Genomic DNA, 26,485 nt, shown 5'->3' on the forward strand with positions numbered 1-26,485 from the left:
CCTTTCCCTACCTTATTATATATCTTTTAAGTTATTGGCAAATTCAATCATGGATCTACTAGACATCGGACCCTTTATCAGCACAATCGTATCACGGTCAAGTTTTGGCTTGAGTACATCTAAAACTCCTGTAACATCAGTAAAAATATGAACATCTGCATTTGTTCCATCTTTCTTCGCTTGCTTCGCTATATCTTCCGCTCTTTTGCCAATGGTAATAAGGGTATGAATATTTCTTTGAGCCACCATCGAGCCGATCTCACGATGATACTTTTCTTCGAAATTGCCTAATCGCTTAATATCCCCGAGTACTAGGATTACTTTTTTCTCTTTTCCAATCGTATCTAAAACCTTCAAGGCTGCCTCAACAGAAGTAGGGTTATTTGTCCATGTATCATCTACAATGGTACAGTCACCAATCCCTGTTGAAAACTCTAGGTGTCTTGCCATCGGCTTAAACGTTCGTAAACGAGAAATGGCATTATTGATAGTCATGCCCATTTCTTTTACAGCCGCTATGGCCGCTAGTGCATTGTATACTTGGTGTTCGCCGTATCCAGGAACAAAAATACTATACTTTTTATCGAACATTTGCAGTTCAAATCTCATGCCTGTTTTTGTAAATTGAATTTTAGATGCTCTGTAATCTGCCTGTTGCTGTATGCCTATCGTAATAATCTTGCCTTTAAAATCCTGCAAAGGGACCTTTTTGGTATTTTCATCATCACCATTGATGATTAACGTACCCCCTTCTGTTAATCCTTCTACGATTTCGGATTTCGCCTTGATATAACCTTCAAGGTTTTTACAGCCATCTAAATGATGCACACCAATATTTGTGATAATGCCTATCGTAGGTTGGTAAATCATGCATTGATGTTTAATATTACCTGTATTCCCCAAACCTAGCTCGAAAACAGCTGCTTGTGTTGAGTCATCAATGCCAGTCAGATATGGTAAGGATTGACGTGGCTCATTTTTACTGCTCACAGATGCCTGCACATTCCAGTCCTTACTTGCGATATGCTTAATCATTTCTTTTGTTGTTGTTTTCCCACATGTTCCTGTTAAGGCTACAACAGGAATTTGGAAAAGACTTCTGTAATATTCGATAAACTTCCAATAGGCCTGCACAATACTTTTCACCTGTAGTACAGTCGTATTCGCAAGTGCGTTTTTCAGCTCTGATGAAGTCTTATCTGAAATGACAAGGGATGGCCCCTTTTTGTCTATTTCCTTCCAGTTGATTGCATCGCTTTTATTCACAAACATAAGTGTATTGCTTTGTGTTAAATCATGCCGATGATAATAAATCGCATGTTGCACAAACCATTTTTCCGAACCATTCAATAGTTCTGCTTGCAGTAAGTTCCTTATATCTTTCACACTTATATTTTGCAAGTTAACTCCGCCCCCTCTCATAATAGTATGAAATGTGATTTCTGGACGATTGGGTAGTGCACGACCAATCCTTCCAAATGGCTAGCATTTTCTATCATTCTTTATCTTCTATTGGAGCGCTCCTTTCTAGTAGAATAATATACAATATTATCGACTACTCACGTGTGGCACAGTTTTTATCACGTTAAACGTGTAGGTCACTCACCTTGAGCGCCTCCTATTCAGACCGAAATGATGACTTTACCTTTAATTCTGTTGCCAATTTAGATATTTGCTTACTATACATATCTCCTTTAATGAGCAAAATGGTATTTTCGTCCACGATGTCATGCAATAGATCATAGACGAGCGTAGTATTTTTAAACGTATAAACAGGTGCCCTAAATCCTAACCTCACTGCCTGATCTGCCATAATACGTGCATGTTCTCCTATGGTAATGAGCACATCTACGCCAATGCGATATATGAGCTCTCCTGCTTGCTCGTGAATGATATAACCCCAAGATCCTAGATCCGTAATCGTGCCGATTACCGCTATCTTTTTCTTGCCTTCCCCTAGCGAATTTAATACATTTAGTGCGGCTTCTAAGGAAGTAGTTGTAATACTCCATGTATCATCCAATAATATGGAATGATTAATGCCTTCAAATTTCTGTAGTTGCTTATTTAATTGTCTAAATGTATACAATTGTCTGGCGGCTACTGGAATCGGCACACCTAGCTCACTAACAGCTGCTAATGCAGCAAGTGCGTTATATACTTGATGCTCACCAAATCCAGGGACGAATATTTCATAGGCCAACCAGTTATGATGAACCGTAAAGTGCATGCCATTTTGACCGTAGCGAATATTACTCGCTCTAAAATCACAGGATGCATCCTTGCCAATCTTAATAATGCATCCTTGGAATTTCGACAAATCAATTTTTTGTGTGTTAACATCCTCAGCATTCAAAATTAATGAACCAGTAGGGTCGATAATATCCACCATTTCACCTTTCGCCTGGATATAACCTTCTAGAGTTTTACAGTAGTTTAAATGATGGGCTCCTATATTCGTAATAATGCCAATTGTCGGCTTGAAGTATTTTCCTGCATTCGTTACATCCCCCGGCGAACCAACAGCTGTTTCAAAAACCGCTGCCTCGGTTTCATCGTCAATGCGAAGTAAATACTGCAAAGAGGCTGTTCTGGAATTACTACTTAACGTAGTCGCCGTCACTTTTTTTCCGGCAGAAAGTATATGTTTGATCATTTCCTTTGTCGTTGTTTTTCCAGAAGTACCCGTAATGGCTATAATCGGGATATCAAATTGGCTACGGTAAAAATGTACAAATTTCCAATAGGCCTCATCAGTATTCATTACTTTAATGATGATTACATGCCTAGGAATTTCATCTTGGCTATATGACCGATTCGTTACAATCACAAGAGGCACAAGTGACTCAAGTGTTTTCCAATTAACAATACGTTTATTTGTAAAAAGGGCCGTATTCGGTTTTTTTACTTGTTTTAGTCGATATGCGCCGTACTGGATAAGTACTTCATCTGACCCTTGCACCAATTCCCCTGTAGTAATCGCTGTTAAATTCTTCACCGAAAGAGGCTTCATATCCATTCACACTCCTTTCTTCTCTAGTATATGTACGGCGATAAAAGTTGCTTGGATGTAGACATGATACATAACTAGAAGAAAACTATTTGTATGCATATATATAAAATGTAGATTAAGAATCCAAGTACCAATTAAGGGAGTGATATAACTGAAAGCCATTATATTTATCGGTACAAACAAATCCGGGTCAAGTCGTGAAGCCATAAGAGCAGCAGAGAAATTGGGCTACTTGACTGTACTTTTCACAAATAATGAAAAGCAATTACAGCAGAGAAAAGCCTATCCAGATATTCATAAAATGATTTTTATTGATACGTCAGATATAGAAGAAATGAAAGATAAAATTTACGATTTATCTAAAATTGGCTTAGACATTAAAACGATTGTTAGTTTTGTAGACCCTTATGTCCATATTGCTTCTATTTTATGTGATGAATTTTGTGACAATTATACGTCGTCTGAAGCCATTGAAATGATGGAAGATAAAGAGAAAACCAGGAATTTCTTAAAGGATCAACCATATTCGCCAGAGTTTTTCCTAATAAAACCCCATGAATCACTTACTAAAAAAATGGTCTATCCACTAATTGTGAAATCTCCAAAATCAACAGGCTCTAAAGATGTACTGTTAGCGGAAGATGAAAGCCAACTAGATAAGCACCTGCGTTTTCTCCGAAGTAAAAATCCCGGTGAAACAATGATGATTGAAGAATATATAGAAGGTCCTCAATATTTAGTAGAGGCATTCGTGTATAAGCGGCAAGCGCATATTATCGGCATTATCGAACAAGAGATTACGCAAGGTAAACGTTTTATTATTACCGGTTATGGTGTGCTCGCAGAAGTTCCGAATGATATTCAAACAGGGATTGAAGAGGTGCTCCATTCCATCGTCAAAGCATTTAATATTGAAAATGGCACACTGCATTTAGAGCTTCGTTTAACCAAAAATGGCTGGAAGCTCATTGAAATCAACCCTCGAATTTCAGGTGGAGCTATGAATAATATGCTTCTCGCTGCATTTGGATTTAGCTTAGTGGAAGAAACACTCAAACTATTTTTGGGTGAACATCCTAATGTCAATCCAAGGCATAAAAAATTCATCTTTACAAAATACGTTATTATCGACAGTAGAGGCATTTTAGAGAGAGTCATCGGAAAAACAAGAGCAACTAACGCCACAAATGTAGTGGAAGTATATGTGAAGCCTAGAAAAGGCACAATTCTAACCCCACCTTTATCGATGGGACATCGCTATGCCTATGTCATTGCAGAGGGTGCCACATTAGCGGAAGCTCAAAACAACGCGACTACCGCTGCAAAGGAAATTAAATTTCTTCTAAAAGCACTATAAATACCAACGTAGTCAATAACCAAAATCAACTGTAAAAAATGTTCTCAGCCCCTTCCTAGTCCCTCTGTAAAATCTACTAATCACCAGTACTCTATTAGCTGTTTTTCAAAAAACCAATGCACTTTGTGAAACAAAACAAATATCCCGAATAATTGCCACTCACTTAGGCAGTTACTCGGGTTTTTAAAGTTATGCTTGATATGTTTGATCTAAAAATTTAACCGTTTCAAACATATTTGTTTTACTAGCGCCCTTTACTAAAATAGTATCATGCGGTTTCACGATTTTTTCTAATAGCTTATGCAACTCATCTTTATTCGTATAATGATAAATATTCGCTTTATTCATCCCTTTTGCTAGCGCTGCTGCCCCCATCTCTTCTGTGCGAAATCCATAGGTTATTAAAATGTCAATTTCTTGCTCACAAATGTACTCGCCCACTTTACGATATTCTTGCTCGCGTAAATCCCCTAGTTCTCGCATCTGGCCAATGATAGCAATTTTTCGATTTTTAGCGATGTTGGTAAGTACATCAATCGCAGCTCGTACGCCTTGTGGATGTGAGTGAACAGTATCATCAATAACTGTAATTTGATCACGGCAATTATACAGGGTTAACCTTCTTGGTGGCTTTTTAAAGTTTAGACCCGCTTTAATTTCCAGTGGACTAACTCCTAAATAATCGGCAACAGCAATAGCATTAAGTGCATTATATACATGGTGTTCCCCTAAGATTGGAATATATAAGGCTATTTCTTGCCCTTGGAGATTCATCTTAAAGCTCATGCCACTTTCCTTATATTGAATATCATATGCCTGATAGGTAGCATCCGTATGGATACCAACAGTCAGTATTTCACCTTGGAATTGCTGTGTCGATAAATACTTAGAATTATCGTCATCCTTATTTAAAATAAGCAAGCCTTTTTGGTTCATGCCATGGATTAATTCTGATTTTGCCATTGCCACTTTCCGAACATCCCCATCAAAGTTCCCAACATGCGCCAGACCGATATTTGTGACGATACTTATATTCGGTTGGATGATGCTACAGTGATTTGTGATAATGCCCGGATATGCCATGCCATATTCAAGCACAACTGCTTCATGCGATGAATCTATCTCTTGCGCATGTTTTTTTGTATGCTCTGTGGTGTTCCAATAATCTTTTGACTCAAATACTTTCCATTTTGTTGAGAGAATAGAGGCAAGAAATGCCTTCGATGTTGTCTTGCCAGCACTTCCGGTAATCGCGATAATCGGTAAGCCTAGTGCTGTGTCTAAATTTTTGTATTTTCGTTCCATTATTTCTTGTTTAATGACATTGTGGTTTTGTGCAAGATACATGGCATAGCGAATCGAATGTACGACAACGTCTAATTCTAAATAAAATGCAGGCGGGCATCCTGGACGCCAGTTTACTTCATACATCCAAATCTTTTGTTGTTCATCTAATCCGACATCTATGCCTATTTCGTCAATGACCTCTCCAAATTTCTCCATTTGTATGTCATCTAAATGATGTGCCAAGGACATGGCAAAATGTTCCAATGTGCGCCGAATATTATAAGCTTCATCTTTAAATTCCTGCTCCAAAAAAGGATCTAAATAGTTCGTAAAACCACCGCTGTTTATATTGGGTATAATGGAGCCGTTTGGGGCTATTCGTGGATAGACGGTCGTTACCACCCACTTACCCTCTCCGTTTTTTTGCACATGGAGACGGAAATCATAAACTTGCCCCGATTTTGTCATAGATTTAATGTAGGGCTGCATAATAAACGTCCCTGAAGCAAGCTGCTCCTTTAATAATTCATTTAATTGAGCCAACGTATAATTTCTTTTTTCACTGTTTACCCTCACTTCAAAGGCATTACCGATTTTCGTAATAAAATAGATGCCCTTTCCTTTTCGTCCATCAATCGGTTTAAACACAGCCCTTTTATAATGGGCAATAAAGTTATGGAATTTTTCCACATTCCCCACCATTTCGGACGGAATCAAATAATGCGCAAATTCTTTTGCCGCTTTTAGACGCTCCATCACATTCCATTTATTCCCTATAGAATGTGTTGTAAACGGGATTTCCTTTTTCAATTTTTCTATGATAGCTTTAGATACTGAGAGTTTTTCAGGACTTCCTGCATTATAAATAACATCCGGAAAGGGCATTACACGCTCGTGCCACTGCCCCTCTTCATATACTTTCCCCTTAATGGTACGGTTGTCAAAGTTTACACTTTTAGGGGTAAAGTAAAAAAATTGAGCCCCTTCGGCTCTTGCAACTGCTGCATATGCATATGACTTGATAACCGTTTTAGGATCTAGTCGATGATGCAACATTCCAATAATCGTCATGCATAACCTTCCTTCCTTTAGATTCTCTCTTTATTAAATTCAGCCAATGCACTAGCATGTAGACAGATGCTCTAGTTTCCAAATTATTTTAGTAGTTTTAACGAGACCTTACCATTTAGGCTCAATAATGATCTTTCTTTTTAATAAGTCTGGGTTTAATAGCTGAATGGCAGATATACTACTTAAATCAATGGATTTTTCAGTAGATGTTCTCTCTAACCTCACAACATCTGCATTTGAATCCGTCTCATTCCCTTCATAATCATAGGCCCGTAACAACGAAATAGTGCCACGACAGCGCTCTTTATCGATAGATTCTATACGAAAATACTCTGTTTCAAATTGCTTCCCCGTATCTAATAATCTTAAGTGAGCACCGTTGTTCGTTATTAAAAATAATGGAATGGTATCACTACCAACTATTTTCATCAGTAATTGACCATAATATTTAGAATGAAAATTCGTTATCACATCCTGGAGTGCTTTTATATCGCTTAACGCTTCACATACAAAATGCTTTCTTCCTTTTTCAATGCTCAACCCTTTCCAGCTCCTCCCTAGTCCATTTCAGCAATTTGTAAACACTTGACCGAAGACAGAATTATATTTAACCTTTCTCGTTATAATATGTAGGGCGAAGGAATATGACGACATGTTTTGCAAAAGGAACGACAAAAAAATGCCTCTTAACGTACAGGCATCCACTGTTGCTAGGTTGTAGGAAACATTAGATTTCCACACATTCAATAAAAAAACGTCCAAAATAATGGACGTTTTATCTTGCTGTATAAATTTATTTCATGATGAACTTGGGGTTGTCTCATGTTGATTGCCATGATTCAAAAGGACGACACCGCCTATAATCAGCGAAATACCAATCGCAGAGTATAGATTAAAAATATCGCCCCATATCACAATGCCCACTACCACTGTTAACGCCGTACCAATGCCCGACCAAATAGCATAAGCCAAGCTTAAAGGCAAGGTTTTTAAACAGAGCGACAAGCAATAAAATGAAATACCGTAACCCACGCAACTGCCAGGCTTGGACCGATTATTGTAAAGCCATCCGAAAGCTTGAGCATCATTGTCGCGAATACTTCACTAACAATGGATATTGCTAAAAATACATAACCTTTCACGCTAAAATCCTCCTTAATGTCCACCACCAGCAAGATTAAGTACTACGACGCCTGCAATGATCATAGCGATTCCTGCAAGCTTTTTAACACTGAAATACTCTTTATAAAACAGCACACCTACAATCGCAGTTAGGGCTGTACCTAATCCAGCCCAAATAGCGTAAGCAGTGCCAATTGCTAATGATTGGAGTGTTAAGGATAAGAAATAAAAAGCGGTACCGTAACCAACAACTACTCCGATTGTCGGCAGTAATCGTTTAAAGCCATTTGTCAGTTTCAACATTGAACTCGCAAAAACTTCAGAAACAATTGAAATTAATAGATAACCAAAGGCACTCATGAGAATTCGTCGTCCTTTCTTGTCATTTGCACGAATCGTGCACAGCTTTTTCTGTTACCTTTTTGAAAAAGCTGCAAAATTTTATCACTCTCAATAATTCAAGTCATCCATCATGAATCGTAGTAGCTACACAATGGATGGCTGAAAATCAACATGTGGTGCAGCGCATATTGCCATGGCAAACAACTAATTATGTGTGACTTGCGCGCTATTCTTGCTTACTGGTTGTTATTCTTGCGCATGGCAAATCCAGCCCGCAAAAAAGCCAGTAGCATAAAATCGAGTGACGTTGGTAAATCCAGCTTCTGTTAACAGTTGTTCGATTTGATTTTCAGAAATGAAAGAAATATTCATAATGACTTTAGCCATATCTTCCGTTTTAGATTTTTCGTAGCCGGCATCAAGAAAAAAGCTTTGCCATACTTTTATGTTGTTGTGAAGTTCGTCACTATCGCGGTCTCCGTAAGCACTAACGACAACAAACGGTTTTCCCGGCTTCAAATGGTTTTTAATCTTCTTCAGTAATGTCAGCTTTACTTGAATATCATCAATAAAATGAAGTACCAAAATACAACTTACAGCGTCGAATTTGAAGTCTTGGGGTGGAAGATCGTCAATTGTTCCATGAATAAGTCTAACACGCCTTTCCAACCCTAATTGAAGTGATTTTTTGTTAGCAATCTGAAGCATCTCCTCAGAAGGGTCCACCCCTGTAAATGTCCAGTTCGGGTTAGAAGGTCCCCATGCAGAAAGTTCATTTCCGCCCCCAGCGCCAATCACAAGCAGTGATGCTTCTTTATCGCCCAATTGAGCCCGAAAGTATGATTTAATCATGGCAAATAAAGCATCGTACGTAGGAATTGAAATGCGCGTGTTTTTTTCGTACGCAAGTGCCTTTTCGGAATTGTATGTCAGTGCATGATCCATTGTTAATCTCCTCTATTCATCGATATTGTCGAATACCTGTTAGCGTCTACATACTAACTTGCAATTAAATCCTTTATAGACTGTTAATATCTATAATTGCCTTAAAAAAATTTTAATCACTACTTTATGATTGATTTGATGCTTCTATCTGTCTTGCAATATCAATAATAAATGTGTTGTTTAATTCGTCTTTCATCTTTTCTTCAGATTGAATCATCACTTTTTCAATTAAGCATTCGCCCTGTGAAGTATCTTCATGCTCCAATGAACAATTGAAGAATGTTGATTTGCCTTCAATAGCTTGAATAACATCTAAAAAAGAAATATCACTAGCCTGTCTGACTATACTATATCCTCCGTTCACACCAGGTGTTGATTGAATGAGACCTGCTTTAACAAGTTTTGTTAAAATCTTTGAAAGATATGTGGGCGAGAGCGATTGGATTTTCGCTAATTGATCTACGCCAACAGTTTTTCCCTTTGGCGTTAAAGTTAAATAAACCATTGTGTGTAAAGCATAATTTGTGGCTTTGGAATACTTCATTCGCGTTCTCCTCATAAATATATTATAGATCTTTAATACCCACAATTAATATAAAAATAACTCATACTCATACAACCTCTTGCTATTGTCGACTTTATCCAGCTCGTTGTGAGAAACTATAGCTGAACAGTTCTCTTATTTTATAATTTACACTATAAAAAGTCAATTACTGTACGTGCGAAATAAAACTTGTATGGAAAAACGTGGTGAACAACCACTACTAAACTATTATTTTTATGATTGAACGAGCGAATTGTAAATAAATTACATTAAATATATTTGCATTCCATTTATGTTTAATATAACCTTGTATATAGACATCCTTTTACAAGGAACGTCAATATGGTTAAGGAGTGCATGTAACATGACCAAGAAAATTAAGAAAAACAAAATTGAGGAAGCGCTACTAGAAAAGAAAGCGAAGAAAAAAGCTGAGAAAAAGAAACTCGAGAAAAAGTTAGCAAAGAAAAAAGCCGAGAAGAAGATCGAAAAGAAAGCCGCTAACAAGAAAGCAAAAAAGAAAAACAGTAAGAAAGCAGCCTAATAACAATAATAAAGTAGCTGGAGTAGACCGCATGGTTTTTCTCTAGCTACCTTTTGTATGGATGAATAACGTTTCGTTATACCTGCAAGTCTTTCTTTCTATAAAATACAAACGTTATCAATGAAAATATGATTACTATACTTAACGATAATATGATAAATTTACGCTCTAACCCGCCGCCATTCATGACAATTTTAGCTTCAAAATATTTAAATGGGGTGAGGTATTTTAACAATGTCAACTTTTTGTTCAAATCAATGGCAATCGATAATATATACGTCATCAAAAGGATACCCGTCGATATTGCTACGGCTAATTTGGGCTTTTTACTGATCGCTGCGATTGCAGAACCAATGGTCAAAAAAAGTAACTGTAAAATCAACATTGCTGACATCGCTAGGATGATATCGGCTTTTACTGATTCGCCTTCGCTGTATGTTCCAACCAAATACAAGGACGAAATCCCTGCAACGATATTTAACATCACTATATTAACTACAGCGACGGACAATTTAGCACAAATAATGCTGGTTCTTGAAACAGGCTTCACAAACAAGAACTCGGCTGTTTTATCTCGTTCTTCTTTTGCAATAATCGTAGCCCCCAACATTGCAGCGTGCATGGTCGCCATTAATAATAAATAAATATACAGTACACCAAAATAACCGCTTACCTTAGAAATATCAAGCGCTCCCGTTCCCATAATGGCCTGTAGGGACTTTGGCATTGCAGTCAATATTTCATTCATCGATTGACCTGTCGTGGATAACCCTGCGTATTTAGCCATACTAGCACCAATTAAAAAGAGTATCCCCACACTCCAAATGAATAAGGATTTCCGATAAGCTTTCATTTCCCGCATAAAAATGTTCAAAACATATCCCCCCTCTTCCACTTAACAGTTTATATATCCTTTTTCATATAGATGATATAACTAGTACCCAAAGAAATAATGACAATGCCCATTCCTACGAGTACAAAGGAGGTTTCATAGCTAGCGTTTTCGATGATATAAGCTTGATCAAAATATTTGAATGGCGATAAATAGCGTTTACCGCCATCGCCAGTAGTTGAGACGAGTAACCCGATGATAAAAAAACTAAAGACTGTACCAAGAGAGACGGTTAGCACGGACTTAATCGTTGGAAAAATAATGGATACAATAATGCCTAACGTTAAAAAAATCACCTGCAAGAAAAATAATGTAAGAGAAATTAATATAAAGTTTTTCGTACTATAGGATTGCGTCTGCACCTGAGCAATCATGATTGTAGTGCCGATAAAAAACACTATATTTGTCATGACGATAGTCGTAAGTGCGGCCAGTAGCTTAGCTGTTAAAATTTTCGTGCGCGAAACAGGTTTCGTTAAAAGAAAATCAGCTGTTTTATCCCGTACTTCCTTCGAGACAATCGATGTACCTATGTGCATTGCTTGAATGGCTCCACAAAGGGTTATATATACAAACATATAGGAATAGAAACCTAATATGGTGCCGAAATTTTCAACTTCAAGACCGAGTGCTTTTCTTACCGGTTCTGGAAAACCTTCTAATAATTTTTGAAATTCTATTATATCTCTTGAGATGGCAGGAAACATCGACATAAATAATACGACAATGGCGATTAAAGATAATGTCCAAACAAACGTTGATTTTCGATAGGCCTTTATCTCATGCATAAAAATATTCATCGCCTTTTAGTCCTCACTCTCATAGTAGTGCATAAAAATTTCTTCAAGGTCCGGCTCTTCTATCCAAATATTTGTGATTTCCATGTCAGCTATTTTTGTCATCACCGTATTAATATCGCCTTTAAAAATAAAGCTGATCAAATTGCCATCGACATTGAGGTTATTGACACCTGCTATAGATACAAAAGCATTGTCGCTAGCATTGTCCGCTTCTATTTTTATCTTTTTATAATTGTTTTCTCGTAAATTACTTATCTTTTCCACCGTTACAATTTTACCTTCTTTAATAATGGCCACTCGATCACATAATCGTTGAACCTCTCCTAAAATATGAGACGAAAATAATATCGTGGCTCCTTTTTTGTTTTCTTCTATTAACAAATCAAAGAATCTTTGTTGCATTAACGGATCTAAACCACTCGTTGGCTCATCCAGGATAATTAGTTTTGGCTCGTGGAGTAGTCCTTGAACAATGCCTACCTTCTTTTTATTCCCTAAGGATAGGTCATCAATTTTTTTCGTAGTGTCCAGCTCCATGATTTCCACTAATTCTTTCATTCTTGTACGACAATCTTTTTTATAAAAGCTAGCGGCGTATTTTAGTAAATCGCTAACCTTCATATTGTCATAATAGAAAACCTCTGAAGGTAAATAACCTATTTCTTTCGCAATGTCCGGTGCAAAGTCGATACAATCCTTACCAAATATTTTAGCACTTCCACTTGTCGGATGAATCAATGCCAATAAAGTACGGATGGTCGTCGATTTTCCGGCTCCATTTGGACCTATAAATCCAAAAATCTCTCCCTCTTTCACTTGAAAACTAACATCTACAATCCCTCTTGCATGGCCATACGTTTTCGTCAAATGATTAATTTCAATAATATTCATGGTGGCGCCTCCTTTAAAGTTAAAAAATCTACAACTTACAATTTCGTGTGAAGTGGTACCGATTTTTTGATGGTGTGAAACCGCCTTTATGTAGAGAGATGTTCAACTGAAAACCTTGCAGTGAACCAACATGTTTGAAATAGCTTTTTGTAAATACCTCCCCTGTCTTATCAGGTTATGTCTTCTTACTGTGTATTATCGCAGTGGAATCTCTGCCTATACAAGCTTTTTTTAAGGCTATACAAAAAATCGTTAAAGTATAGTCAAGCCACACTTAAACGATTTTATGATATATCACTATTTATTTTAAAAAATCTTTCGACATTCTATTTCAACAAACCTGCTTTCTCTAAATATGTTTGTGCTACGTCTGCTATATTTCTGCCTTCTACGTTTACTTGATAATTCATTTCACGCATTTCATCATCCGTGATTTGATTGGCAAGTTTACTTAAGGCGTTTTCAATTTCAGGGTATTTTTCTAATGTCTCTTTTCTCAACAATGGTGCCCCTTGGTAGGGGGGAAATAGCTGTTGATCATCTGCTAACACCGTTAAGTCATATTGACGTATTTCACTATCTGTTGAATATGCATCTAGTAAATCGATATCACCTGTTTTTATAGCTTGATATCTAAGCTTCGGTTCCATCGTCGTAATATTAGAAATCGTGATGCCATAGCGCTCCTGAATGCCTAAATAACCATCTTCTCGATCATTAAATTCTAGTGTAAACCCAGCTTTAATGGACGTTTGCAGTGCCTTGATGTCCGAAATAGTTTGTAAATCATAAGTTTCAGCCAGTTTTTTTGAAACGGCCAGTGCATACGTGTTGTTGTATTGCATGGGATTTAGTAGGACCATATCGAATTTTTCCATCATGCCTTCTTGCGCTTGGTTATATACATCCTCTTGGTTGTTATTGACCGCTTCTTCTTTTAAAAATTCAGAAATAGCCGTCCCCGTAAATTCAGGGTAAATATCGATACTCCCCGCTTTGAGTGCATTGAAGACAAAAGAAGTCTTACCGAGACCAGGCTTCAATTGCACATGTAAGTCGGTTTCATTTTCAATCAGTAATTTATACATATTGATCAGAATTTCAGGCTCTGAGCCTAGTTTGCCTGCAATCACGATTTCTCCCTTGTCATTAAAGTTTGCTAATGGTAAAAGCATCATCAGCAAGGCCGCAACACTTATAGCACTTAATGCCGTGAGTGTTTTTTTAAAGGACAGTGCTTGCAGTTTTTTGAGGAGCACATCAAATACTAAGGCTAAAACTGCGGCAGGGACCGCCCCTAAGATGATGAGTGCTGTATTATTACGGTCAATACCAAGTAAAATAATATCGCCTAATCCCCCAGCCCCAATTAATGCCGCAAGGGTTGCTGTTCCTACTATTAATACCATGGCTGTCCTTATACCCGCCATTATCACTGGCATGGCGAGAGGAAGTTCTACCTTTACTAATCTTTGTCGCGTATTCATGCCCATCGCCATCGCTGCTTCTTTTAAAGATGTATCCACCTCGTTTATGCCCGTAAATGTATTTCTTAAAATTGGCAACAGGGCGTACACAACAAGGGCCATGATGGCAGGAAGTTTACCAATACCAAATAACGGAATTAATAAACCTAATAGTGCTAGTGAAGGAATCGTTTGCAAAACAGCACTGATTCCGATAATACTTTCTGCAATTTTCTTTTTATTCGTTAAATAAATCCCTAAAGGAATAGCAATGACTACGGCCAAAAAAAGTGCAATAAATGAAATTTGAATATGCTCGAATAATGATGCTACGAGCTGTCCTTTTCGTTCGCTAAAAACCCCTAAAAAATTAGCCATTTACCTCACCTCTTTGTGAAGCATCTTTAGCTAAAAATTGAAGCATTGCTTGTCTTGTTATACCACCTATTATGTCACCATCTTCTTCAACCGCTAACCATTCATGTTGAGCTAACTGATGAAGTAAGCTTTGTAACGAATCTTTAGATGAAACTGTATGGGCAACATCATCATTAGCAATTGGTTCGATGATTTGATGGATATCAAAAACATTGAACGCGTGCTCTTTCACCCCAATAAATTCTTTGACAAAATCATTGCTTGGCTGTTGTAAAATTTCTTGTGGGGAACCGATTTGCACAATCTGTCCATCCTTCATCACACAAATTCTATCCCCTAATTTCAAGGCTTCTTGCATATCATGTGACACAAAAACAATGGTTTTTTGAATAGCACGTTGAAGCTCAAGGAGGTCATCTTGTAATTTTGTACGACTAATAGGGTCAAGCGCACTGAATGGCTCATCCATTAAAATAATTTCGGGGTCGGCTGCTAATGCACGCACAACACCCACTCTTTGCTGTTCTCCACCGGAGAGTTCATTAGGTTTTCGTTGGCTATACTTGTCTGGTTCAAGTCCAACCATTTCCAATAACGCTCGCACCCGTTTTTGAATCTGTGGATGACTCCATTTCTTTAATTCTGGCACAACGGCTATATTGTCTTCAATTGTCATATGGGGAAAAAGTGCGATTTGTTGTAACACATAGCCGATATTCCATCGTAGCTCAAGGATGTTATAGTCACTTATTCTTTTTCCATTTATACGTATAGTCCCTTCAGTTAAATGGATTAGACGATTAATCATTTTGAGTAAGGTCGTTTTTCCACATCCACTAGGTCCTATAATGACAAAAAATTCCCCCTTCTTGATCTCTAGATTAATCGCATTTACCGCAACTTGGTCGTTATCATATTTTTTCGAGACATTATCAAATGTTATCACTAGCTTTGCTCCTTATTTTCGACGTTCCTATTAGAGAAATATTGTTTTTCATAATTCAGAATCGTCATTTTTGATGCCTGCTCTGCTACAGTTATTAAGTAGTTCATAACTATCCTCCCATTTTACCAACACTATAATGTCATATACGTCTAGTGTTCCAGCTCTAGCACAAGAAATAGCATATTTTATGCATGGATGTACAATTCTTAAAAAACGCTACTCCCCCTTCTATTAATTCACAAACGACATGAAGTTGAAACATTTATGACGGATATAGGTCATGATGACAAATAAAAATCCATCCTGACAGCATTAATTGTCAGAGTGGATTTTACAGTCATCATTCGTCTTAACCCGTAGGTGTATGCGAGCTTCGTTACATTTTACAATTCAATTTAATAGCTATGACGTATTTAGAAATAATTAAAGAAAATCTTTATCTGTAATGATTGACCTTCCCCTTACAGGAGACATTATATTGAAAGTACTTCACAACAGGAGGTGATTGTTATGCTTTCAATTGGTGAGTTCTCAAAAATATCTCATCTCACTTTGAAAACAATTCGCTACTATGATGAAATAGGCCTTCTAAAGCCTGCTTACACAGATGCTAAAAGCGGATATCGTTACTATAATATTTCACAACTGGAAACAGCTTTATTGATAACACGCTTAAAAACTTATTTATTTTCTCTCGAAGAAATCAAGATAATGTTAACTAATGGGCAGGATGTCAGTCTTTTTCTGGCTAAAATGAAAGCCAAACAAGAAAATCTTTCACAACAGATAATTTTTTATTCTTCTCTATTAAAGAAATTAGAGCTTGATATTCAACTACTAGAAGAAGAGAAAAATATCATGAGTTATTTACAGCAGATTGACATCAAACTCGTCGATCATTTACCATTCAATATTTTAGCTCAGAGAAAACAACTTAATATCGCTAACTTCTTAATACACTTTAATGAATTGTTGAGTAAAGTAGTTTTTGAAAAATTAACACCTGCGGCTAAACCGCTTGCTATTTTTCATAGTGCAGAATATGTACCAGAAAATTATGACGTCGAAATGGCTATTCCTATTGTAGCAAACACAAGGCAACAAAAGTGTTTAACCCTGGTCTTTGTGCAATGGCTACGCTAATTGGTTCTTATGATGAATTACCTTCTGTTCATACAAAATTACATGCATGGATTAAAGAAAATCATTATAAACTGAATGGTGCTCCTTTTGAAGTTTATCAAACGGACCCTCATACAACACCAAAGGATACTAATATCATAGAAATTTTTTTCCCAATAAAATAAATACACGAAGGAGCATACCAATTTGTACGGTTTACACAAACCAACTATACAAGAAAAAATCATGATTTTTCTTGCCGAAATTATATAATTAATCATTGCCTATTATCTACTATTCATTGCTAATCAAAAATCAGCCATATCAATCGGACTTTTTATCGCATTACTTATTACAACTTTAAGATTAACAGCTATGATGTTTATCTGGCTACCTAGAGGTATTAGCTGGCAAGAGGCCATCATGAACAGTGCAGCTTTTGGCATTTATTATTTAGGTTTCCCTATTTTAATGATTATTGGTAACCCCAAGGCAAACTTGACTTTACTTATTATAGGCTGGGTATTATTTTTAGGAGGCAGTATATTAAATACTGTTTCAGAATTGCTTAGAAAACCTTTTAAAGACAATCCTGCAAATAAAGGAAAGTTGTATACAGGTGGCTTATTTAAACATGCGATTCATATTAATTATCTTGGAGATTGCATTTGGGTGCTAGGTTTAGCGCTCATATCTAATAATATGTATAGTTTGCTTATTCCATTAGGTTTAATCTTTGTATTTATTTTTGGCTATATTCCAAAATCCGATGACTATTTACAAAACAAATATGGAGAGCAGTTTACAGCATACAAAAAGAAAACCAAAAAATTAATTCCGTTTATCTGGTGAATCTTTCTCCATATAAGATCCTTTTGCAACGACGAAAAGCATTCAGATTGATCATATTGTGGATGCTCCATCATTTGAAAACGTACAGGTATTGATTGGAATGAGGCACTGCGACAACAGCGTGCCCAGGTGGAGATTGCGACAAGGAGTCAGGCTGCTCGAGGGAAGCGTCCACCGAGGTGGACATCAATGGATGCCCAGTTAAAATGAACTGGGCAATTATTTTTCACTCTAAAAAGATTGATTATTTCGGCATGCTAATACCCAAGATCATACGCCTATATTTTTTAAAACACTTTTCTCTCATAAATACGAATGGATAGTAACCACGAGCCAATATATAAAATAACAATTATCAGCATTGCAAAGAAATATAGCTGTATTTCTTGTAAAGCCAGGATTTTTAGTGTCAATGCTCTGATTACATCATGTAAATTTTTAATGAAAAAACTTATTGTTAGCAAATAGATGACCACTACTCCAACCATCGCCATATGTAAGTATTGCATTTTAAATTTATATAAAAATGGCAGTAGGAAAGATGTAGTAATCATCACAAGGCCTAAAATAAGCATCACTTCTTTCAATAACAATAACCCATTGTTTCCATTTACGAGGAAATCCCCAACATACATAACGATAACAAATAACAATGTAAATAATAATGCTCCGATATATTTTGAAGCGACAATTTCCTTGCGCGTGTACGGGAGCGAATTGAGCAAAATGTTGATATTATCTTTTTCATCCAAAGAACAGGCACTCATGATAAATGATAGACTAAAAATAAATCCTACATACACAGATGCCTCCACAAATAATGAAAACAGTAGTAATATCGCTATGTACAGCAAAACTATATGCTTTTGTAATAAAAAATCCTTTCGTATAAGGCTATACATACAGTTCCCCTCCTTTTTTCGAATAATACATAATATCTTCAAGCGTTGGATTTTCCAAAATAACAGTATCTCCAAATAAGTTTGCCACACGGTTTTTATGAGCTGTTAATGCTTCAAAACCACTGTTCGTTTTCCGGATAGCAATAAACTCTTGTTCCGTTTCACGATCCAATAAATCCAGTGTTCCTTTTACAATGGCATACTCCTCTTCAATTTTATAAAATTCCTTCGTAAACATATGTTTGCCATTTTGAATAAAGGTAATGTAATCGGCGATGCGATCTAAATCCGTTGTAATGTGCGTCGAGAAGAAAATGGTTTTATCACCGTTTTGCATTAAATCATGTAAAATATTTAGTAATTCTCGTCTAAATATCGGGTCCAGACCAGATGTCGGCTCATCCATAATGATTAACTCTGCATGATGTGCTAGTGCAAAAGTGAGCGAGGCTTTCATCTTCATGCCTTTTGACAATGTCTTCATCTTTTTATTCAGCGGCAGTTCAAACTGGTCAACAAAATACTGAAATGCCTTATCATCCCAATTTTTATAAGCGGGCTGAATAATCTTTTTCATTTCCTTTAATGTTAAATTTTCATAAAAAATGTTTTCATCATAGACAAAACCAATACGTTGCTTTATTTCTTTCTCATGTTGCATATAATTCATGCCAAAAATCGAAATAGAGCCGCTATCTTGCTGTAATAAATTCATAATTAATTTGATTGTTGTCGATTTACCAGCACCATTTCCCCCGATAAATCCAGTCACATAACCTTTTTTAACGGCAATAGAGAGATCCTTCACCTGAAATCCGTTAAATGATTTATTAATATGCTGTAATTCAATAACATTTTCCATCATTCATCCTCCATATATAATAATGTGAGCATTTCCTTTAGTTCAGCCAAGCTAATACCCATTTCTTTACTATTTTGAATGGCCGCTACTAGCTTTTCTTCGATTGCTTTCATTTTTCTTTCCTTCACCATCTCCATATTTTGTTCAGAGATAAACGAACCTTTTCCAACAATGGAATAAATAAAGCCGTTTTTCTCAAGTTCTTCATAGGCACGTTTTGTTGTAATCACGCTAATTTCTAGGTCTTTTGCAAGTTGGCGCATAGAAGGCAGTGATTGACCTTCTTGTAATTCACCCGTGATGATTAACTTTTTAATTTGAGCATAAATTTGTTCATAAATTGGCTCTTTTGAACTGTTGGAAATAATAATTTGCATGCAAATACCTCTTCTTAAATATTGTGTATATACTTTATATACAATATATACACAATCTAATTATTTTGCAACCTTAAATTTTACCGAAGACAGCGTCATAATAAGCACGTTCTGAAAAAAGCCACTCGCTTTCTGCGGACGAACTAGCAAGCCTCCTTCTTCACTCGCTTCAAGCAGGGCAAGCTCGTTTTCCCATAGCAGTCTAACTTTACTCTTTATATGGCATCAAAAATTGTTGTGTGATGATATCGAAAAACTTACAAAATAAACGCGAACATTTTGACATGATGATGATTTAACAAGCAGTCCACAAGATTACTTAGGGCCTCGTTTTGAACAAAAACAACAGAAAAAATCAAAAGGTTTCAGGAATACTGAGCAATCCCGAAACCTTTTGAATGTATTTTTTTATTACATTCTATATATCTTACTTTTTGACACAGGAGGCATGTACATCTGCGGTTACCAGCCGAAGAACACAACAACATGACTTTCATTTTTTCTCCGACAGTAAATTACCTATATTAGACAATACGATGAAGACACCACCAATAAAACCGAAAATCAATACTATTATTCCTAACACTGTGCAGAGCGTTGAACCTATTCGTATTGTCTTTTGACTAGGATCAGGGCGCTGAATGGATACAACAAAAAAATTTATTTACTTTATCAATTGATTTATCTATTTTTTTAACAAAGTGGCGCATGTCATTCTCTCCTCTTTTAAAGTAATTTTGCAACGATTTGGATTATATGCGTAATTATCGTTAACGAGCCTAAAACCATACAACATGTTGCTAATGTACTTTTTTATGCTTTTTTTGCTTTATAAGTCCATAAACGATCAGGCATAATCCAATCGTAATGGATACCGTGTTAATAATAATAAAAAACGTTTCATTTAATGATGGGAAGTAAAAAATACTTTCTAATTGCATGCTCAATTTGTCTCCTTATGCTTGATATTTTAAGTTAAACGACTCAATCATACTTTGTGATTTTTGAGTTATAGTTCTGCACAAAGTTGGAATTTCTACAGGTTTCTCACCATCCTCGCTCTCAAGAGTGTCAATGACTAAGGACGCAATTGCCACGCCTACTACTCTGATGTGGGATGCAGGTCACCAATGCAATTTCTGGGTTATAAGAACAGGCAATTGCCACCACGATAAGAGGTGAACAAATTGTCATCGGACATAATGATTACGCATCCCTAGCGTTTATCTGTCCTCTTCCCTATTCACAATTTACTACACGGTCATAAAAGCCATACTCAGTATGTTAAGTATTGGCAGTCCGTATGGATTGTTGTAGTCCTCCATTATTAAACGAAATAAACTGACAGCTATAAAAATGATAAGTATGAGTTTAATAAAAATATGCATTAATGACATGAACCCTAAATAATCTGTAAACATCAGAACGCTGTCAACTTTAAAACGCCCCTCTATAAGACCAGCAACAAAGCAAATTGCTACGATACCAATGAATCCTCCGATAAAATATTTAGGTACAGGATGTTTTTTCCGTCTTAACTTCAGCAGCCTTAGCATGAATTCTGTCTCCGTTCATTAAATTTAAGTAATAAGCGCTCTAAAGGGCAGTGCTTTTATAAACATTTAATTCCCCTTTTAGCGATGTAAGTTAATTGTACGAATCGATCATCTCTTTTTTCTTACTCATTTCTTACAAAATTATTAATTGTTGTCTGTTCATTCACGGGTAAACATTACCATAAGCAAAGCCCAAAAATGTTGATGTAACAACGTTTCTGGGCTTTACTAGTAGTGCAAAGAATCTATGAGACTCCTGCTCATGTTATTTACGAGAAAAATGGAGCGAAAGGTGTAACTATTTTTTGGAGCGAAAGTGCAACGTCAATCTATGAAAACGCCAAGCAAAGCGGCGCAGACACTAAGCGTTGAGGCAGTTTATCGTAACTGCGGAAAACGAGGAGGCTTTTTGTTATTTATCTAATTATTTTTACTAGACTGTCCCATTTTACAATTGGTCTTCTACTTCATTTTTTCATCCTAAATACCTCACCTTTTGGTACAAATGGTGGCTTTGCGCCTTGTGGCATCACAAAGGATGCTCTCTTTTAATTCGACAAGCGATCGCATTCGCCGTCCGTGATAATCAGAATAGGTCCATCCCTTAGCAAAATCGGCGGAAATAATATATACAAGTATGCAAATTCAGGAACTATTTGGTTGTAAATTCGTTCTATTAATTACGGACTCTATCGAAAAATATACTTGGCTTTATTTTATGTTGTGGCTCTGCCATAATTAGAAATATAGCATCTTAGTATGTACTCATTTGTAAAGGAAGGAGGGAGATGTTGTCTTCTACCAACATCATCAACAATGAAATTATTAAAAAACTTGATGAAAGGTATACTTATATTACTAGCTGTTATCGGTATATCGATTTTCATGATTATACAATTATTTGATTCTATGTATAATAAACAGACAAATGAGCCCGAATATGTTGAAGAAGGGCCAAGTACAGAGGAATTCATCGGCTCTATTGCAGAAACTGCCCGTAAGCTTGGTGCAGAAAATGATTTATACGCCTCTGTTATGATTGCGCAGGCTATTTTAGAGAGCCAAAATGGACAAAGTGGTCTAGGTTCAGCTCCTAATAATAATTTATTTGGTATGAAGGGTCAGTTTCAAAACGACTCTGTCACACTTGTAACCTCTGAAGATGATGGTTCTGGTAAGATGTCCACCGTGATGGCTGAGTTCCGCAAGTACCCTTCCTATGAAGACTCTATGAAAGATTATGTAAAATTACTGCGTAATGGTGTGTCATGGAACAAGGATTTTTATACAGGTGTCTTTAAGAGCCAGACCAAGTCCTATACAGACGCAACAAAATTTTTAACAGGCTCCTATGCGACAGATTCAAAATACAATGAAAAGCTAAACTTGCTTATTGCCAAATACGACTTACAACAATATGATAGTCCTGTCAAAAACAAAAAAACGATTACGGTTGATGATGGCGACTCACTCATGCATATCGCAGAGGCCCATAACGTTAAGGTGACATCCCTCAAGCAATGGAATCAGCTTAGATCTGATCGATTAGAAGCAGGTCAACAACTCAATATCTATCAATATTAAAAAAATCTCCATGCACACTTGGGACTGTGAAGACCCCTTTGTAGCTTGGAGATTTTTTATTTTTTTAAAGGCTCTGAGAAGAAAATAGCTAAGCCATACATCCAATAATGTCATTTAAGGGAGTCCTGTTAAGAAACACACTAGCGTACATAAAAAAGGCTTTAAAGAGATTCTTCCTCCATAAAGCTAGTAAAAGATTGCTATTATTGACTCGTCAATCGTTGAATCACTGTCTCTACTTCAAAAACACGCTTGTTTAAAGCACCCGTTCTATCTTCTACTTGGTTTGCAATTTTTTCTGTGAATTGCCCTAAATTTTCAACAATATTTTTTTGTAGCTTATCTAGTCCAAGTTTCACCTCTTGAACCTCATCCTCAATTTTGTCTAATCGTTGATCGATTCCATCCAAACGATGTTCTATGCCGTCAAATCGCTTGTCCATTCCATCCAAACGTTGTTCCATGCCATCAAATCGCTTGTCCATTCCATCCAAACGTTGTTCCATGCCATCAAATCGCTTGTCCATTCCATCCAAACGTTGTTCCATGCCATCAAATCGCTTGTCCATTCCATCCAAACGCTGTTCCATGCCATCAAATCGCTTGTCCATTCCATCCAAACGTTGTTCCATGCCATCAAATCGCTTGTCCATTCCATCCAAACGCTGATTTACTGGCCCTAATTCTTCTTTTAAAACTGAACGTAATAATTCTTTTAAGTCTTGATCCAAATACATTACCCCCAATTTTTTATTCCTAATTATAGCATAAACAAATCAGAAGTTGATTCTCTATTATTTACCTATTTTTTGAATCTATTGAGATGACATCTTGCTTCTTTGTATGTTCTTAAAATTTCGTGGTAAAAATTAACACCTTTGCTGCGGCTATCCGCAAAACTCACGATGCTATCTTACCTCGTTCGCTCGGTTTGTGATTATGTTTATTTAATAAACTTTTTCAAATTTACAATGTTTTGAAAATGGGTTCCTTCATGAAAAATTGTTCGAATTAATACTTGTTTAATCGTATTCATCCCCAAATCGGTAGGAGCATATTCCACTTCTAATATGTTTCCAAACTTCTCTCGGATGTTTTCAATTTGATTGGTCAAAAGTATTTTCAACTCTTCATAAGATGGTGTGTCAGTAGTGAAGTCCTTAGGAGCTGTGCCGAAACCAAACCAATCATTAAATTCAGCAGGTACATTTGTTTTTTCTTTCGTTTGTGTTTCTATCCATAAATATTGATCGAGATAAAGATGACTCATGTTCCAACGGATATTATTATTGAACCTAGCAGGGATGATTTCAGCATCTTGTTCAGTTATATCCTCTAATAAACTTAGGGTAGTATTCCGGTAACTCTGTCATTGATTGAATAATCTCTTATGTCTGTCTTTCATTGATATAGCTCCTTTCTATTTTCTAGTTTTAAAATATCTTCGACACTAAAAGATAGATTCCTTTTTCATTTTTTTATGTATCAAAACAGGAGTATTTCTTGCTTCTGGTATAGTTTCTATGTAAAAAAATTGAAACAAAACAGGATACTGCTAACGACCTACTGAGCATGTGAAGCTTTTGAAGATAACAGCAATGTTATTCAACTTAAAGTTCCGGCTGTTGTTACACCACCAACTACTCCAAAAACGTTAAAAATTACGCTGAACTGGCAAAAAGTGTATTCTAGTGGCGTAAAGCATGGTCATCCTGCATATCCGTTAGAATTTGACCGTGATGGCAATTGACGCGCGTGCGAATAACTTCAGTGAAAAGGACAACCATCCCTTTGTTAGATGAGGTTGCCCTTTTTATTTGTTTAGTAAAAATGGCTGCCTTTTATATTGTCCTTGGATGAACCCTCGGCTTATAGCTACTATCTTTTTATGGTTGATCACACAATCATCTCTAGGAATGGCCTACTCAGTCTGCTATGGAAACTCAAAGGTCTTAATCTAACGATTAAAAATCAGTTGTCATCTTATACAACACTTCGAAAAATTGGTAGATGCACGGTGTTTGCCTTTTAATCTGCAAAAAAACTCCCCACTGCTGTGATGGTCGTTGCTAAGTCTTCTCGATAAAGCGGATGTTGTGCGTTTAGGCTATTTATATTGACTTCATTACCGTCCAGGGAAGCGTGCACATATAGACTGTCTCCAATATACAGTGCGACATGGCCTGGGAAGTACAATAAATCACCTTTTTGCATTTGCGCAAGTGCGATCTCCTTGATTGGAAAACCCTCAACAATTTTGGCGTCTCGGAAAATCAATACCCCATTTAGCATATATGCCATCGAACATAGCCCCGAGCAATCAATACCCAGCGGCGATTTCCCACCCCAACGATAGGGTGTTGTTACATAGCTAAGTGCTGTTTGTACTACGTTTTCCCGAAACTCTTGCTCTGATAGACTATTGTCCGCAATCTTTTCAGTCAGCCATTTTTTGCGTAAATAGCCCCGTTCTCCTGTTGCTAATTGGATGCTAGCCCATTGTGAGTCTAGTGCTTCGTCTTGTAAATCACGCACGATTGAACCTTTCACAAGTGTTATTAATTTCGAGCTTTGAATGCGAGGATGTTGTAATATATCTGCAAAGCTTTGGCTAATGACATGTGTTGCTTCAAGACGCCAAGCACTCGTTTTCACATTATCCCGCAGTAAATTCACTTTTCTGCAGTAGCCCTGATACTGATAGGTTGTTTGTACATGTAGCCAGTAGTCATCTAACTCTTCAATGATTTGCACAGGCATTCCATATAACAACTCATCAATCAGCTCAGACGTTCCATTCGGTTCAGCGTACAGATTAGCTATCATCGATGTGACAATGGCATTCATTTTAGCGCCCCTTTCTGTTGTATCAGGTACTCATAAACAACCTTTGAAATGCGACCAATTAGTTGCCTTGCATCCTGATTATTCGTGACCTCTGTGATAAAAACGCCTATCAGATAATCTTTTGCGTCACTGTAAACAATGCCTACATCATGGTCGACTGTCTCAAGCCCCCCTGTTTTATGGGCGATCGTCACATCATCTATTAGATAACGACGGAGTGATTCGTGTACACGCTGGCGACTCAAGATATCAATTGCCAGTGCACTGTACGACGGCATTAATAAATCTTGGTGATACATATGCGTAAAAATATGGGTCATATCCCGAGCAGTCGTCACATTATCCACGCCATTTGCCAAGCGTTCAAAGTCCATCATCTTGCGCTGTAAGATGGTGTGCGTAAGCCCGATTTCACGAAAATAACGATTGAGCACATTCATCCCCATAAAATCAATCAGTACATTGGTTGCTGTATTATCGCTCGTAATAATCATCCACACCAATAACTCATAGATGCTAGCCGCTTGCAATTGTTGTTCACTGATACCACTAAAATCGACCCAGTCTTTAGGAGATATCGTCAACACTTGATGCAACGCTACTTTATTGGTTTGTACATGATGTAACACCGCCAATAGGATGGGCACTTTAATGAGACTTGCACTAGAAAACACATCATCGTATCGCTCACTGATGATGATTTCATCTGTGCTTAAATCTTTGACAATCATATGCATTTTGTAGGGACTTTTCTGTAGTAACTGTCGTAGCATTTGCTCCATCCT

At 36.8% G+C, this 26,485-nt stretch carries 25 protein-coding genes and 2 pseudogenes; 6 read left to right on the plus strand and 21 right to left on the minus strand.

What is annotated here, in order from left to right; all coding sequences use genetic code 11:
• Positions 1-15: 15 nt before the first annotated feature.
• Together C9J35_RS05915 and C9J35_RS05920 are read right to left on the minus strand one after the other, a co-directional pair.
• The gene (locus C9J35_RS05915) at positions 16-1,401 is read right to left on the minus strand and encodes a UDP-N-acetylmuramoyl-tripeptide--D-alanyl-D-alanine ligase (protein ID WP_107923785.1); all 1,386 of its coding nucleotides are present in this window, start codon (positions 1,399-1,401) and stop codon (positions 16-18) included.
• 217 nt (positions 1,402-1,618) lie between these two features.
• Positions 1,619-3,019, minus strand: a complete 1,401-nt coding sequence (locus C9J35_RS05920) for a Mur ligase family protein (protein WP_235616206.1) — start codon at positions 3,017-3,019, stop codon at positions 1,619-1,621.
• 145 nt (positions 3,020-3,164) lie between these two features.
• Here C9J35_RS05920 and C9J35_RS05925 point away from each other — a divergent pair, with 145 nt between their 5' ends.
• Positions 3,165-4,370: an ATP-grasp domain-containing protein gene (locus tag C9J35_RS05925; protein ID WP_107923786.1), complete on the plus strand. Its 1,206-nt coding sequence runs from the start codon at positions 3,165-3,167 to the stop codon at positions 4,368-4,370.
• A gap of 189 nt (positions 4,371-4,559) precedes the next feature.
• Here C9J35_RS05925 and C9J35_RS05930 read toward each other — a convergent pair whose 3' ends face one another.
• From C9J35_RS05930 to C9J35_RS05955, 6 genes and pseudogenes are all read right to left on the minus strand, one after another.
• Positions 4,560-6,728: a YheC/YheD family protein gene (locus C9J35_RS05930; protein ID WP_107923787.1), complete on the minus strand. Its 2,169-nt coding sequence runs from the start codon at positions 6,726-6,728 to the stop codon at positions 4,560-4,562.
• Between the two features lie 108 nt (positions 6,729-6,836).
• Entirely contained in the window at positions 6,837-7,268 is a 432-nt protein-coding gene (locus C9J35_RS05935) for a CotY/CotZ family spore coat protein (RefSeq protein WP_107923788.1), read from the minus strand.
• Between the two features lie 258 nt (positions 7,269-7,526).
• A pseudogene (locus tag C9J35_RS05940) lies at positions 7,527-7,870 on the minus strand (DMT family transporter).
• Between the two features lie 13 nt (positions 7,871-7,883).
• A complete protein-coding gene (locus tag C9J35_RS05945) occupies positions 7,884-8,210 on the minus strand; it encodes a DMT family transporter (RefSeq protein ID WP_107923789.1) in 327 nt (108 codons plus the stop codon).
• A gap of 228 nt (positions 8,211-8,438) precedes the next feature.
• Positions 8,439-9,137 carry a class I SAM-dependent methyltransferase gene (locus C9J35_RS05950; protein WP_107923790.1) on the minus strand — a complete coding sequence of 233 codons (699 nt, stop codon included), beginning with the start codon at positions 9,135-9,137 and terminating at the stop codon, positions 8,439-8,441.
• A gap of 124 nt (positions 9,138-9,261) precedes the next feature.
• Positions 9,262-9,681 carry an Rrf2 family transcriptional regulator gene (locus tag C9J35_RS05955; RefSeq protein ID WP_107923791.1) on the minus strand — a complete coding sequence of 140 codons (420 nt, stop codon included), beginning with the start codon at positions 9,679-9,681 and terminating at the stop codon, positions 9,262-9,264.
• Positions 9,682-10,045: 364 nt separating this feature from the next.
• On the opposite strand from C9J35_RS05955, the gene C9J35_RS23375 reads away from it, so the two are divergent.
• Entirely contained in the window at positions 10,046-10,225 is a 180-nt protein-coding gene (locus C9J35_RS23375; protein WP_153062943.1) for a histone protein, read from the plus strand.
• Positions 10,226-10,301: 76 nt separating this feature from the next.
• Here C9J35_RS23375 and C9J35_RS05965 read toward each other — a convergent pair whose 3' ends face one another.
• The 5 genes from C9J35_RS05965 to C9J35_RS05985 form a co-directional block, all read right to left on the minus strand.
• Entirely contained in the window at positions 10,302-11,099 is a 798-nt protein-coding gene (locus C9J35_RS05965; protein ID WP_107923793.1) for an ABC transporter permease subunit, read from the minus strand.
• Between the two features lie 29 nt (positions 11,100-11,128).
• Positions 11,129-11,917, minus strand: a complete 789-nt coding sequence (locus tag C9J35_RS05970) for an ABC transporter permease subunit (protein WP_107923794.1) — start codon at positions 11,915-11,917, stop codon at positions 11,129-11,131.
• A gap of 6 nt (positions 11,918-11,923) precedes the next feature.
• Entirely contained in the window at positions 11,924-12,808 is an 885-nt protein-coding gene (locus C9J35_RS05975) for an ABC transporter ATP-binding protein (protein WP_107923795.1), read from the minus strand.
• Between the two features lie 326 nt (positions 12,809-13,134).
• Positions 13,135-14,652, minus strand: coding sequence for an ABC transporter permease/substrate-binding protein (locus C9J35_RS05980; protein WP_107923796.1), 1,518 nt, complete (start codon positions 14,650-14,652; stop codon positions 13,135-13,137).
• Positions 14,645-15,598 carry an ABC transporter ATP-binding protein gene (locus C9J35_RS05985; protein ID WP_107923797.1) on the minus strand — a complete coding sequence of 318 codons (954 nt, stop codon included), beginning with the start codon at positions 15,596-15,598 and terminating at the stop codon, positions 14,645-14,647. Before C9J35_RS05985 ends, C9J35_RS05980 begins: the two co-directional genes overlap by 8 nt.
• Before the next feature lie 510 nt (positions 15,599-16,108).
• Between C9J35_RS05985 and C9J35_RS05990 the strand changes: the two genes are divergently transcribed.
• From C9J35_RS05990 to C9J35_RS05995, 3 genes are all read left to right on the plus strand, one after another.
• On the plus strand, positions 16,109-16,741 hold the full coding sequence (locus tag C9J35_RS05990; RefSeq protein WP_235616207.1) for a MerR family transcriptional regulator: 633 nt from the start codon (positions 16,109-16,111) through the stop codon (positions 16,739-16,741).
• On the plus strand, positions 16,729-16,905 hold the full coding sequence (locus tag C9J35_RS24070; protein ID WP_235616208.1) for a GyrI-like domain-containing protein: 177 nt from the start codon (positions 16,729-16,731) through the stop codon (positions 16,903-16,905). Before C9J35_RS05990 ends, C9J35_RS24070 begins: the two co-directional genes overlap by 13 nt.
• 91 nt (positions 16,906-16,996) lie before the next feature.
• Positions 16,997-17,572 carry a methyltransferase family protein gene (locus C9J35_RS05995; protein WP_438941202.1) on the plus strand — a complete coding sequence of 192 codons (576 nt, stop codon included), beginning with the start codon at positions 16,997-16,999 and terminating at the stop codon, positions 17,570-17,572.
• A gap of 287 nt (positions 17,573-17,859) precedes the next feature.
• Here the strand turns inward: C9J35_RS05995 and C9J35_RS06000 are convergent, their stop codons facing one another.
• The 4 genes from C9J35_RS06000 to C9J35_RS06015 form a co-directional block, all read right to left on the minus strand.
• On the minus strand, positions 17,860-18,474 hold the full coding sequence (locus C9J35_RS06000) for an ABC-2 transporter permease (protein ID WP_107923798.1): 615 nt from the start codon (positions 18,472-18,474) through the stop codon (positions 17,860-17,862).
• The gene (locus tag C9J35_RS06005) at positions 18,467-19,336 is read right to left on the minus strand and encodes an ABC transporter ATP-binding protein (RefSeq protein WP_107923799.1); all 870 of its coding nucleotides are present in this window, start codon (positions 19,334-19,336) and stop codon (positions 18,467-18,469) included. Before C9J35_RS06005 ends, C9J35_RS06000 begins: the two co-directional genes overlap by 8 nt.
• On the minus strand, positions 19,336-19,713 hold the full coding sequence (locus C9J35_RS06010) for a GntR family transcriptional regulator (protein ID WP_107923800.1): 378 nt from the start codon (positions 19,711-19,713) through the stop codon (positions 19,336-19,338). The genes C9J35_RS06005 and C9J35_RS06010 overlap by 1 nt, the downstream gene beginning before the upstream one ends.
• Before the next feature lie 1,253 nt (positions 19,714-20,966).
• Positions 20,967-21,269, minus strand: coding sequence for a hypothetical protein (locus tag C9J35_RS06015; protein WP_054768451.1), 303 nt, complete (start codon positions 21,267-21,269; stop codon positions 20,967-20,969).
• A gap of 816 nt (positions 21,270-22,085) precedes the next feature.
• Here C9J35_RS06015 and C9J35_RS06020 point away from each other — a divergent pair.
• Positions 22,086-22,853: a glucosaminidase domain-containing protein gene (locus tag C9J35_RS06020; protein WP_107923801.1), complete on the plus strand. Its 768-nt coding sequence runs from the start codon at positions 22,086-22,088 to the stop codon at positions 22,851-22,853.
• 203 nt (positions 22,854-23,056) lie between these two features.
• Here C9J35_RS06020 and C9J35_RS06025 read toward each other — a convergent pair whose 3' ends face one another.
• From C9J35_RS06025 to C9J35_RS06040, 4 genes and pseudogenes are all read right to left on the minus strand, one after another.
• Positions 23,057-23,584, minus strand: a complete 528-nt coding sequence (locus tag C9J35_RS06025; RefSeq protein WP_107923802.1) for a hypothetical protein — start codon at positions 23,582-23,584, stop codon at positions 23,057-23,059.
• Between the two features lie 212 nt (positions 23,585-23,796).
• Positions 23,797-24,201, minus strand: a pseudogene (locus C9J35_RS06030) (DinB family protein); the annotation flags it as partial.
• A 680-nt stretch (positions 24,202-24,881) separates the two neighbouring features.
• Positions 24,882-25,700: a C40 family peptidase gene (locus C9J35_RS06035; RefSeq protein WP_107923803.1), complete on the minus strand. Its 819-nt coding sequence runs from the start codon at positions 25,698-25,700 to the stop codon at positions 24,882-24,884.
• Complete coding sequence (locus C9J35_RS06040) at positions 25,697-26,482, minus strand: serine hydrolase (protein ID WP_054768159.1); 786 nt, start codon at positions 26,480-26,482, stop codon at positions 25,697-25,699. The genes C9J35_RS06035 and C9J35_RS06040 overlap by 4 nt, the downstream gene beginning before the upstream one ends.
• Positions 26,483-26,485 lie beyond the last annotated feature (3 nt).

The sequence above is a fragment of the Lysinibacillus parviboronicapiens genome, assembly GCF_003049575.1.
GTDB lineage: Bacteria > Bacillota > Bacilli > Bacillales_A > Planococcaceae > Lysinibacillus > Lysinibacillus parviboronicapiens.